12 protein-coding genes are annotated in these 11,414 nt (G+C 42.3%); 1 reads left to right on the forward strand and 11 read right to left on the reverse strand.

Annotated features, from left to right (window positions below; genetic code table 11):
- Window positions 1-227: 227 nt before the first annotated feature.
- From AXF17_RS07220 to AXF17_RS07270, 11 genes are all read right to left on the reverse strand, one after another.
- Entirely contained in the window at window positions 228-659 is a 432-nt protein-coding gene (locus AXF17_RS07220; protein ID WP_094234433.1) for an aspartate carbamoyltransferase regulatory subunit, read from the reverse strand.
- A complete protein-coding gene (pyrB, locus tag AXF17_RS07225) occupies window positions 659-1,588 on the reverse strand; it encodes an aspartate carbamoyltransferase (protein WP_094234434.1) in 930 nt (309 codons plus the stop codon). Before pyrB ends, AXF17_RS07220 begins: the two co-directional genes overlap by 1 nt.
- Window positions 1,570-2,196, reverse strand: a complete 627-nt coding sequence (gene pyrE, locus AXF17_RS07230) for an orotate phosphoribosyltransferase (RefSeq protein WP_094234435.1) — start codon at window positions 2,194-2,196, stop codon at window positions 1,570-1,572. Before pyrE ends, pyrB begins: the two co-directional genes overlap by 19 nt.
- A complete protein-coding gene (gene pyrF, locus AXF17_RS07235) occupies window positions 2,189-2,896 on the reverse strand; it encodes an orotidine-5'-phosphate decarboxylase (RefSeq protein WP_094234436.1) in 708 nt (235 codons plus the stop codon). Before pyrF ends, pyrE begins: the two co-directional genes overlap by 8 nt.
- Window positions 2,897-3,811, reverse strand: a complete 915-nt coding sequence (locus tag AXF17_RS07240) for a dihydroorotate dehydrogenase (RefSeq protein WP_094234437.1) — start codon at window positions 3,809-3,811, stop codon at window positions 2,897-2,899. It abuts the gene before it with no gap.
- Complete coding sequence (locus AXF17_RS07245; RefSeq protein WP_094234438.1) at window positions 3,796-4,527, reverse strand: dihydroorotate dehydrogenase electron transfer subunit; 732 nt, start codon at window positions 4,525-4,527, stop codon at window positions 3,796-3,798. Before AXF17_RS07245 ends, AXF17_RS07240 begins: the two co-directional genes overlap by 16 nt.
- A 1-nt stretch (window position 4,528) precedes the next feature.
- Window positions 4,529-5,767 carry a dihydroorotase gene (locus AXF17_RS07250; protein ID WP_094234439.1) on the reverse strand — a complete coding sequence of 413 codons (1,239 nt, stop codon included), beginning with the start codon at window positions 5,765-5,767 and terminating at the stop codon, window positions 4,529-4,531.
- Between the two features lie 147 nt (window positions 5,768-5,914).
- Window positions 5,915-6,334: a Fe-S cluster assembly scaffold protein NifU gene (gene nifU / locus AXF17_RS07255; protein ID WP_094234440.1), complete on the reverse strand. Its 420-nt coding sequence runs from the start codon at window positions 6,332-6,334 to the stop codon at window positions 5,915-5,917.
- The gene (locus AXF17_RS07260; protein WP_094234441.1) at window positions 6,324-7,514 is read right to left on the reverse strand and encodes a cysteine desulfurase family protein; all 1,191 of its coding nucleotides are present in this window, start codon (window positions 7,512-7,514) and stop codon (window positions 6,324-6,326) included. Before AXF17_RS07260 ends, nifU begins: the two co-directional genes overlap by 11 nt.
- A 106-nt stretch (window positions 7,515-7,620) precedes the next feature.
- Window positions 7,621-8,064 (reverse strand): RrF2 family transcriptional regulator, encoded by a 444-nt coding sequence (locus tag AXF17_RS07265; RefSeq protein ID WP_094234442.1) that lies wholly within the window; start codon window positions 8,062-8,064, stop codon window positions 7,621-7,623.
- A gap of 221 nt (window positions 8,065-8,285) precedes the next feature.
- Window positions 8,286-10,046 (reverse strand): ABC transporter ATP-binding protein, encoded by a 1,761-nt coding sequence (locus tag AXF17_RS07270; protein ID WP_237049032.1) that lies wholly within the window; start codon window positions 10,044-10,046, stop codon window positions 8,286-8,288.
- 244 nt (window positions 10,047-10,290) lie between these two features.
- On the opposite strand from AXF17_RS07270, the gene AXF17_RS07275 reads away from it, so the two are divergent.
- Window positions 10,291-11,190 (forward strand): YitT family protein, encoded by a 900-nt coding sequence (locus tag AXF17_RS07275; RefSeq protein ID WP_237049033.1) that lies wholly within the window; start codon window positions 10,291-10,293, stop codon window positions 11,188-11,190.
- The last annotated feature ends 224 nt before the right edge of the window (window positions 11,191-11,414 follow it).

Below are 11,414 nucleotides of genomic sequence, written 5' to 3' on the forward strand. Positions count from 1 at the left end.
ATATTTAGAACGTCGTAGCAATTGCAAACCCAAACTTAAGCTCTCTAATACTAAAATATTCAAATATGTTAGAGAGAAGTTTCTGAAATTTAAATGGTCCCCTGAACAAATTTGAGGTCGACTAAAGCTGGAGAAATCCGATATGAAGTTTATTATTCACCTGTGTTGCATTTAGCTTTACAATTCAAGTATAAAAAAACTGCAGTTTTTTCATTTATTTTTTCATACTAAAACTTGATAGTTCCACGATGAACAGTGTCACAATATTCACATCTATATACTCGGTTTTCAGCATCATCAAGTCTAAACTTCTGCTCTATACCTCTTTCAGTAGACGTGATGCAACGAGGATTCTTACACTCTATTACATTGGTAAGTCTTTCCGGCAGCTTCATATGCTTCTTGCTGTGCAGGCTACTATCTTTGATTATGTTAACTGTGATATTAGGATCCACAAATCCAATCAGATCAAAGTCCAAATCAATAATCTGGTCAATCTTGATGATATCTTTTTTACCATACTTACCGCTCTTCGCATTCTGAATGATGGCAATGCTGCAATCAAGCTTATCTAATCTGAGAAGATTGTATATTGCTAAAGATTTTCCTGCATCTATATGATCCAGAACTATTCCAGTTGTTACTCCATCAATATTCATTAATGCAGACCTCCTTCGATTCCTAGAAGCATGAGAATAAGCGCCATTCTGACATACCTTCCATTCTTAACCTGATCAAAGTACTTAGCTCGAGGATCTTTGTCCACTTCTACAGCAATTTCATTAACCCTTGGAAGCGGGTGCATGATAACTAAATCTTCTTTTGCTGATTCTAGCTTCTGCTCGTCCAAAATATAAGTGTCCTTAAGTCTTACATAGTCCTCTTCGTTAAAGAATCTCTCCTTCTGTACTCTTGTCATATATAGTACATCTAAATCCGGAAGAGCATCTTCAAGAGAAGTCGTTTCAACCCACTTTACGCCTGCATCGTCCATCGCATCCTTGTTATAGGAAGGTAGTTTTAGTTCATCTGGAGATATTAAAACCACCTCAATACCTGCATATCTGAGCATTGCCAGTATGAGTGAATGGACTGTTCTTCCAAACTTAAGGTCGCCACAGAAGCCTATCTTTAAGTCCGTAAGGCGTCCTTTGTTACGAAGAATTGTCAGTAGGTCAGTCAGTGTCTGTGACGGGTGCAAATGTCCGCCATCACCTGCATTGATAACAGGTATTTCACATGAATTCGCAGCAACGAGCGCTGCGCCCTCTTTAGGGTGTCTCATGGCGATTATGTCAGCAAAGCACTCTATAACTCTCGTCGTATCGCTTATTGTCTCTCCCTTGGAAGCAGATGAAGAGTTTGCATCAGAAAAGCCGACTACATTTCCACCTAGTCCGTACATAGCAGACTCGAAGCTGAGTCTCGTACGTGTGCTTGGCTCATAGAATAGTGTCGCTAAAGTCTTGCGCGCACACTTATCCTGGTATTTTTCAGGAGCATCAATTATATCACTTGCCAGTGAGAGCATTCGGTCTAGCTCATCAAGGTAGAGATCAGTAATGTTTATTAAATCTCTCTTAGCCATTCAATTATTCCCTTTCCTTCTTCACTTGTTACGTAGCTCTCTTCAACAGCAGTGTCTATGAGTTCGCTTATGGTGCAGAGGCTTAGTTTCTCAACATTTGCATCCTGGAAGTTCTTATCAGCCTTAGCTGTCTCATAAGTAAAGATACTTATAACCGCAAGCACTTCTGCTCCCGCCTTACGAAGTGCTTCAACTACTTCAATTGAAGATCCGCCAGTCGAGATAAGGTCTTCAACTACTACAACTTTCTGTCCCCTTTCAAGCTTTCCTTCTATTCTGTTGTTACGTCCGTGAGATTTTGTGCTTCCCCTTACGTATCCCATAGGCTTTCCGAGAATATGTGCAGAGATTGCTGCGTGAGCAATTCCAGCTGTACTAGTACCCATGATTACGTCGCATTTAGGATACTTTTCTTTAATAACCCTAGCCATCTCGTTCTCGATTACATCTCTCACCTCAGGTGATGTGAGCGTAAGTCTGTTATCGCAGTAGATTGGGCTTTTGATACCACTAGCCCAAGTAAATGGATCATTCGGGCTTAAGAATACCGCTCTGATACTGAGTAGACCCTCTGCAATCTGTTTTGATTTGCTCGCTGAATTAGTCATTGTTAATCTCCTCCATACACGTTTTATATGCTTTAACAGGATCATCTGCCTTCGTGATACTCCTACCAATTACAAGATAGTTTGAACCCATTTCCTTTGCTCTTTCAGGTGTTGCAACTCTGCTCTGGTCACCTTTTGCATCTCCAAGAAATCTAATTCCAGGTGTTACAGTAAGGAAATCCTGAGAGGTTCCCTCATGAATATCTTTCGATTCCCAGGCTGAGCACACAACACCATCGAGGCCAGCGGCCTGTGCATTTCTCGCATAAGCAAGAACTATATTCTTGAGATTTCCATCTATCTTGAGTTCGTTATTCATTGTTTCCTGATCTGTAGACGTCAGCTGAGTAACCGCAATAATTTCAGGTCTTGCTCCACCAGGAGCGCCTTCTTCAAGGCCTTCAACAGCAGCCTTCATCATCTTGATTCCCCCAGCTGCATGAACATTAACCATATCAGCTCCCACAGAAGCGAGAACCTTCATGGCACTCTTAACTGTATTTGGAATATCGTGGAGTTTAAGATCTAAGAACACCTTATGACCTCGCGTCTTAATATCCTTTACGATAGAAGGACCCTCTCCGTAGAACAGCTCCATTCCAACCTTTACGTAGAGTTTCTCGTCTTCGAATTTGTCGAGGAATGAAAGTGCCTTCTCACCATTAGGAAAATCAAGTGCAATTATTATCTCTGGCCTCATCTATATTACCCCTCTTATCTCGTCTAAACTCTTTATTCCTAGCTCTTCCATTCTTGGCTGCAGCTCACTAATTATTCGTGGCATCGTCCATGGATCGACTAGATTAGCTGAACCGATTTCAATAGCAGTTGCACCTGCCATTATCATCTCAAGCACATCATCAGCACTCTGTATGCCTCCAATGCCTATTATTGGAAGGTCTACAGCGTGAAATACTTCATTTACCATGCGCTGAGCAATCGGTCTGATAGCTGGTCCAGATAGACCCGCATACTTCATTGCAGTGACTGTGCTTCTCGTTCTGAGATCGATTCTCATAGCCTTGAAGTTGTTTATCAAACTGATTCCGTCTGCACCACCAGCTTCGCACGCCTTTGCAATCTCTGAAATATCAGTCACGTTTGGCGTCAGCTTCATGAATATCGGTAGTTTAGTCACAGCTCTTACTGCCCTTGTAATCTGCTCTGACATCGCTGGATCTGCTCCAAATGCTGATCCGCCATGCTCTACGTTAGGACAGCTAATGTTGACCTCAAGTATGTCGGCATACCCCGACGTATCGAGCTTTGACGTTACCTCAGCAAATTCAGAGACGCTAAATCCACTGATATTGACAATTAATGGTCCTTGATAAATCTCTTTTAACGCAGGTAAATCTTCTTCGATTACGCGGTCTATACCAGGATTCTGTAACCCTATAGAGTTAAGCATTCCACTTGTGCACTCTGCTATTCTAGGAAGATTATTACCATATCTAAGCTCAGCTGTAGCACTCTTGGTCACTACACCTCCTAGAACGTTTAGGTCAAATAATTCTCTATACTCCTGACCGTAACCAAATGTTCCACTCGCTGGCATAACCGGATTCTTAAGTTCGATTCCTGCTAGATTCACCTTAACTATAGGCTTTCCCATCTCAGCACCTCCTTGTCAAAAACCGGTCCTTCCTTACAGACTCTCTGGCTTCCATCAGTGGTTCTTATCGAGCATCCCATGCATGCTCCAAAGCCACATCCCATACGGGCTTCAAGGCTGAACTGACCACGCTCCACCTTATGGTCTAAGGCGCGAAGCATCGGTAGCGGACCGCAAGCACATGCGTATTCGCACTTATCAAAAGCATCCGTCACAAATCCCTTCTGCCCATATGAACCATCTGCAGTCATTACAGTGATATCATCCGAAAACTGCTCGAAGTCTTCGAGCATGAACATCTCATCAGCTGAATTATACCCGAGCACTACCTTGCAGGACTTTCCAGACATTACCATTGACTTGAGTAATCCGAGCATCGGCGGAATTCCGATTCCTCCTCCAATTAGATATGCTCCATTTGGAATCTCATCAAGGTCGTATCCATTTCCCAGTCCTGTGATACCTTTCACGTAGTAGCCAGGCTCCATCTTACTCATGATATCTGTTCCTTCACCCACTACCTTATAGATGAGCGTGTATCTACTGCTATCATAGCTACTAACTGAGATTGGCCTTCTCAAGAACTTTTCGGGAACCTCAATCATCGCAAACTGTCCAGGTCTTGTAAATTCAGACTTTGGTGTCTCGAGAGTCATTTGATATATCCCATCCGCAAGCTTTTTATTCTCAAGGATTTCGCTTCGTAAGTCGCGCATATTATTTCTCCAAATTCTCGTAAACTATTTTCCCATTCATTACTGTCATCTTAACTAGACCATTGAGCATGTGTCCGTCAAAAGGCGTGCACTTTCCTAAGGACAGGAAGCTTGTTGCGTCTAGTCTAAATGTGCTATCTAAATCAATCATTGTCCAGCCGTTCTGTTCGAAGCCGAATCTCTCTCTTGGCGCTATAGACATAATATGCACGAGGTGCTCAAGTGAGATAACTCCCGGTTTAACCAGATATGTATAAAGTGCAGGAAAAGCGCACTCTAATCCTGTGATTCCGTTTGGACTCTTAACAAAGCCTCGGCTCTTCTCATCTGTGCTGTGTGGCGCATGGTCAGTCGCTATCATATCGACAGTCCCATCAAGCAGACCCTCTATCAAAGCTTCCTTATCGGCTCTATCCTTAATCGGTGGATTCATTTTGAACCTGCCACCAAGTTCCGGCCATCTGCCTGTAAATGTATTTATATCATCAGTATCGAACACGAGGTAGTGAGGAGCTGTCTCACAAGTCACGTTAACGCCACTCTTCTTGGCATCCCTTATAACTTCGACACTCTCTTTGCATGAAATATGGCATACATGATATCCAGCACCAGTCTCATCTGCGAGCTTAAGGTCTCTCTCAATCTGTTTCCATTCACTCTCTCTGACTTTGCCTTCTCTAAGCAGCGATTCATCTTCGCAGTGAGCTACGATGAGTTTACCTAAATCATTAGCGTGATACATAGCTTCACGCATCAGTCCATCTGCCTGTACACCGCGGCCATCATCTGAAAACGCACACACGTATGGTGCAAGAGCATCCATATCAGCGAGCTCTCCTCTTCCATTCTGCGCTAAAGTGATGGTTCCATATGGAATAACCTCTATGTAAGCATTTTTCTTAATTAAATCTAGCTGCACGCTTAGCGCATCGAACGTAGATGGTGCTGGATTTAGGTTAGGCATTGTGCACACTGTAGTGTATCCGCCGTGTGCTGCCGCCTTGCTTCCTGTGCTGATGGTCTCTTTGTAAGACTGACCTGGTTCGCGAAAATGAACATGTATATCACAGAATGATGGCAAAATAAAAGAGTTATCAGCATTGATAACTCTTTCAAAATCAAAATCACTACCGGTTTCGGATTCTAGGCCGGCCTTCTCATGAGCATCAACTACAAACAATTCGTTAGGTGTAAATTCTCCAGATTTGTAAATCTTTCCGCCTTTAATTGCAGTAGTCATAGTCCCTCCAATTATATTAACCTCTTAATAACTTTTCATTACATATCTTATAGAAGTATAACATTTTTGGCTCATGCTATGTGAGAAGAATGTTAAAATCCGCAGCAAATTTTTGTTGTATATGGCATTAATTCTTCTAATTGAATATTAGTGCTCTTCGTGTGGCTCAAAATCCTTGATTTCATCAGGAAGCTCTAGGCCGTTCTTCTCGTAGTAGTCTACGAGAGCAGCCTTAATAGCATCCTCAGCCAGAACTGAGCAGTGAATCTTTCTTGCTGGAAGTCCATCAAGCGCTTCCACTACAGCCTTGTTAGTTAGTTCAAGAGCTTCTTTGATGCTCTTACCCTTGATAAGCTCAGTTGCCATCGAGCTCGACGCGATTGCTGATCCACATCCGAATGTCTTAAACTTAACATCTGTGATGATATCATTCTCAATCTTGAGATACATTCTCATGATGTCTCCACATGTTGGGTTACCAACTTCGCCAACACCATCAGCATTTTCGATTTCGCCTACGTTTCTTGGATGCTCAAAATGGTCCATTACTTTTTCGCTATATAACATGTTCTCTTTCCCCCTTCTCTAGTTCATCCCAGAATGGTGATAGTTTTCTATAATGTTCAACAACATCGTGAACCTTCTCGATGATGTAATCAACCTGCTCTTCAGTATTCTCCTCGTTGAGGCTGAATCTAAGTGATCCATGAGCTGCCTCAATCGCAACGCCCATTCCAATTAGAACGTGGCTTGGGTCAAGTGATTCGCTAGTACAAGCTGATCCGGACGAGCATTCAATGCCGTACATATCTAGAGCGAGCAGTAGCGACTCTCCCTCAACTCCTTCGAACGAGTAATTGACATTACCAGGAAGTCTCTTTACCGGATCTCCGTTGAGTTTCGAATAAGGTATATCGGACAAACCCTTGATAAGCCTATCCCTAAGGGCAATAGTCTTAGCATTATTCTCTTCCATATGCTCAATTCCATCTTCAAGAGCTGCTGCAAGTGCTGCAATTCCTGGAACATTGACTGTACCAGCTCTCTTGCCTCTCTCCTGGGCGCCACCTTCGATTACGTTGATGAGTCTGATGCCATTTCTAGCATATAGAACTCCAACTCCCTTAGGTCCATGGAATTTATGAGCGGATAGAGAAAGCATATCTATGTTCATCGCCTGAACATCTATCGGTAGATGCGCAGCAGCCTGAACTGCATCTGTGTGGAAAAGAACTCCCTTTTCGTGACACAGCTTTCCAATTTCAGCAATCGGCTGAATAGCTCCCATCTCGTTGTTAGCAAACATGATTGATACTAGAGCTGTATCCTCTCTGATTGCATCTTCTACATCCTTAACATCTACTATTCCATTAGGCTGTGGTTTGAGCAATGTAACCTCGAAGCCCTCCTTCTCTAACTTTCTAAGTGTATGAAGAATTGCATGGTGCTCAATGTTGAGCGAAATCAGGTGCTTCTTGCCCTTTTTAACAAGACCTCTTGCTGCTGAGATCAGCGCCTGATTATCAGCCTCGCTACCGCCTGAAGTGAAATAAATCTCGTTAGGATTAGCAGCGTTGAGCGCCTTAGCTACCTTAGCTCTGGACTCATCAAGCTTCTCTTGAGTAATCTGTCCATCTGTATGAAGACTGTTAGGGTTGCCGTTATAGTTCTTAAGGCAATCTAGCAACGTGTTGAGTGCGACATCGCTTAGATAAGTTGTTGCCGCATTATCTGCATATACTCTCATGTATACCTCCCTACCAATAAAAAAGTCATCTTTGTGCATTCGTTATTATATTCCTTAAATCCCTACTAGGTCAATAGGAATTAACTTTGAATGTAACTTAAAACAATTAATTCGATACGTCCTGATTCTGTATCAGCTTATCGACGTTACCGCTCATGAGATCATGGAGTGTGATGTTATCCAAATACTCATCGATAACCTTGTCTAGGCCAATCCACAATGGAAGTGTAACGCATGAATGTGCTCTGCCACAGCTAACCTCACCAGATTTGATGCAGTCAACCGGGGCAAGGCTTCCTTCCGTGATACGAAGAATCTCTCCGATATTATACTCTTCAGGAGATTTAATCAGCCTGTAGCCTCCGTTCTTACCTCGCAAACTCTTGAGTAAACCGCCCTTGTTGAGCATCGACACAACATTCTCCAGATACTTCATAGATAGCTTCTGCCTCTCAGAAATATCTGCTAGAGAGATGTATCCCCCGTCATCGTGGTTAGCAAGATCAATCATGACCATCAGAGCATATCGCCCTTTTGTTGAAACAATCATGGCTCTTCCTCTCTTTGATATCTTGCGTATTTATATCTTACAAATGAAGAATAACACATTGCATACAACCAATCAAGCTTTTTCCTATTATTCATATAGGAATTTAGTGTTTTAAAAAAAGAGCAAAATATTTTTGCTGAATTTCCAACTTGTTTGGCTAATTCAACTGGCAATTTTGCTCATTATATTTTACTATTTAGCGTTTATGTCTCAACGTCCGTTTATAACTGGTACATGCGGTACATATTTGCATAGATTCCATCACGCTCCATGAGCTCATCGTGAGTTCCCTCTTCTGCTATACCATCCTGACTGAGCACCAGGATGCGGTCAGCACTTTTGATTGTGGTGAGTCTATGCGCAATCGTTATTGTCGTTCTGCCCTTCGACAAGTCAGCGAGCGACTGTTGAACAAGCTTCTCGCTCTCATTATCTAGCGCGGATGTCGCCTCATCGAGAATCAAGATAGGCGGGTTCTTTAGAAATACCCTTGCAATACTTATACGCTGTTTCTGTCCGCCCGATAGCTTCATGCCGCGTTCACCGACACTGGTATTATATCCGTCAGTCATCTCTCTGATGAATCCATCTGCACCAGCAAGCTTTGCCGCCTGCTCTATCTCTTTCATACTTGCCCCTGGTTTTCCGTATGCGATATTGCCAGCAATAGTATCCGAGAACAGGTACACATCCTGCTGCACCATTCCAATCTGGGATCTAAGCGACTTACAAGTTAACTTCCTAATGTCATGACCATCTACTTCAATGCATCCATCCGTAACATCATAGAACCTAGGAATTAAGTTGCAGAAAGTCGTCTTACCTGCTCCTGACGGTCCTACTAGTGCGATGTTCTCACCTGGTTTAATACTTAGATTGATTTTATTAAGAATTTCTTCGCTGTCATTATATCTAAATGTCACATCTTTAAAATCAATAGCACCAGTAATTCCATTAAGCTCTACCGCATCTGGCGCATCATCAATCTCAACCGGCTCATCCATTACCTCAATAAAGCGTTCAATTCCCGTCATTCCACGCTGAAACTGTTCCGTGAATTCTACGATTCTTCTTACAGCCTCAAGCAATACACCGATATACATCATGAATGCAACAAAGTCACCAGTAGTAATCCTACCTTTCTTGAGTTCAAATGAGCCGACGAGAATCACGACGATGTACATGATACCGTCAAACGTACGAGTAATGCCTCTAAATCCAGCCATTGCCTTATATCCTATAGCCTTTATCCCAAGGAATTTCGAGTTATCTACCTCGAAACGTTCCTGTTCAAACTCTTCATTTGCAAAGGACTTCGATACCTTTATACCAAGCAAGCTATCCTCCACGTGAGAGTTAATTTCGCCAAGGCCGCTTCTCTGCATCTTGAAAGCTCGGCGCATCCTTTTGCGGAATGTATAAGTTGCAGCGATCATAAGCGGAATTATTGCAAACATTAGCACTGTAAGCAGCACATCTATTCGCACAAGAAGTATAAAACCTAGTACAATCTTGATTGAAGCAATCCAATATTCTTCTGGACAGTGATGTGCAAACTCCGTCACATCGAATAAATCACTCGTTATTCTAGAGATGAGCTGTCCCGTTTTATTCTCACTATAATAGGAATATGACAGATTCTGACACTTCTCATATAGGTCTCGCCTCATGTCGGTTTCTATCTTCGCACCCATCACGTGTCCAGTATTTTGCATGTAGTAATTGGCCACTACGTCAACCGCTCTGAGACAGAGATATATGCCCACAATCTTAACTATCAAATCAACTGTAAACGCAGCAATATCAGTAGCTACAACATTGCTAATATATCTGATTAATAGAGGCAAAACTATGTCACTTACCGTGGTAAATGAAGCGCAGATTAAGTCGAAAATCATTATCCCCTTGTATGGTTTAAAGTAAGGAGCGAACCTGCGAATCAGATAGCTCGATGACATAACTTTATCCCTTTGCTCTCCCATTTTTCTCTTCCTTTCATCAAGTAATCTTAATAAACCCCAATGTAAAACGCAGACAGAAACCACCTGCGCATATCTTTTGTATTACATATGAATCGATTATATCACATATTTTTTGCATTTCCTGCAATTGATTGCACGCAATCGGCGGTTGAATTCGCATACATATAAATAGTATTATAATTGTCAATGCAACATCATACATAAACTTGCATTGTAATAAATTGCTATTTGCAGGAGGTCCATTTTGAACCTATATAACAATCTATCACCACGTAAGCAGTACCTCGTCCACTATCTGGGCTGGATGCTAGCAGGAAATGCAATATTCGCATTCGGAGTAAATGTTATTATCACTCCGATGAATCTCTATAACGGCGGTTTTACAGGAATGGCGCAACTACTTAGGCTGCTATTCGTAAACGTGCTACATGTGCCTGAAATCCCAGGTGTGGATATCGTTGGTATACTTTACTTCCTGCTCAACCTGCCTCTGTTGATTATTTCATATAAGGTTGTTAATAAAGAGTTCTGTATCACATCTGTAATTTCGATTACGCTATGTTCAGTTGCTCTCGGTGTAATCCCAGTCCCTAAAACTCCGATTTTCAATGACTACCTAACAGCTTGCCTAATCGGTGGTGTAGTTGCTGGTACTGGTGCAGGAATGGTTCTCCGTGCTGGAAGCTCTCAGGGCGGTCAGGATATCATCGGCGTTATCGTATCGGTACTGAACCCAAATTATAGCGTTGGTAAGATAAGTATCATGATTAATATCGGAATTTATATCATCTGCCTATTCCTATTTAATATAGAAATCGTTGCTTATTCCTTGATATACACGACAATACTCGCGATGTCACTCGACAGAGTTCATATTCAGAACATCAATATGCAGGCGATGATTTTCACTAAGAAGCCTGGTGTGGAAGATATCATCATGAAGGAACTCAAAAGAGGTGTTACTAACTGGACAGGAACTGGTGCTTACACTAAGGAAGATTCCAATGTCATCGTTACTATCATCGCTAAATATGAGGTAAACAAGCTTCTGATGGCTGTTAAAAAAGCAGACCCTGATGCATTTGTAGTAGTTAACGAAGGCGCTCAGATATATGGTAACTTCGAGAAGAGACTGACGAAATAATTCCTACTTCTACTGATGTACACTGCAGAGAGTCGGAATAGTACAAGTAATAGGGTAGAGCGAGGGCGTTAGCCCTCAACCCTCCCGTTGCACCGTACGTACGGGTCTCGTATACGGCGCTACATCAACATAGAATCAAGCGTTAATTCAGATAATACGCCAAAGGGTCGACCAATCCCGGTCGGCTCTTTGTCTTTTTGCCAAGTATCGTTGGATTGAGCAGG

Origin of the sequence: Mogibacterium pumilum (assembly GCF_002243385.1) — a bacterium.
Lineage (GTDB): Bacteria > Bacillota > Clostridia > Peptostreptococcales > Anaerovoracaceae > Mogibacterium > Mogibacterium pumilum.

Coding starts and splice junctions, on each gene's coding strand:
- AXF17_RS07220 (WP_094234433.1), bottom strand. CDS start 659: ATGAATATTGATGGAGTAACAACTGGAATAGTTCTGGATCATATAGAT.
- pyrB (WP_094234434.1), bottom strand. CDS start 1,588: ATGGCTAAGAGAGATTTAATAAACATTACTGATCTCTACCTTGATGAG.
- pyrE (WP_094234435.1), bottom strand. CDS start 2,196: ATGACTAATTCAGCGAGCAAATCAAAACAGATTGCAGAGGGTCTACTC.
- pyrF (WP_094234436.1), bottom strand. CDS start 2,896: ATGAGGCCAGAGATAATAATTGCACTTGATTTTCCTAATGGTGAGAAG.
- AXF17_RS07240 (WP_094234437.1), bottom strand. CDS start 3,811: ATGGGAAAGCCTATAGTTAAGGTGAATCTAGCAGGAATCGAACTTAAG.
- AXF17_RS07245 (WP_094234438.1), bottom strand. CDS start 4,527: ATGCGCGACTTACGAAGCGAAATCCTTGAGAATAAAAAGCTTGCGGAT.
- AXF17_RS07250 (WP_094234439.1), bottom strand. CDS start 5,767: ATGACTACTGCAATTAAAGGCGGAAAGATTTACAAATCTGGAGAATTT.
- nifU (WP_094234440.1), bottom strand. CDS start 6,334: ATGTTATATAGCGAAAAAGTAATGGACCATTTTGAGCATCCAAGAAAC.
- AXF17_RS07260 (WP_094234441.1), bottom strand. CDS start 7,514: ATGAGAGTATATGCAGATAATGCGGCAACAACTTATCTAAGCGATGTC.
- AXF17_RS07265 (WP_094234442.1), bottom strand. CDS start 8,064: ATGATTGTTTCAACAAAAGGGCGATATGCTCTGATGGTCATGATTGAT.
- AXF17_RS07270 (WP_237049032.1), bottom strand. CDS start 10,046: ATGGGAGAGCAAAGGGATAAAGTTATGTCATCGAGCTATCTGATTCGC.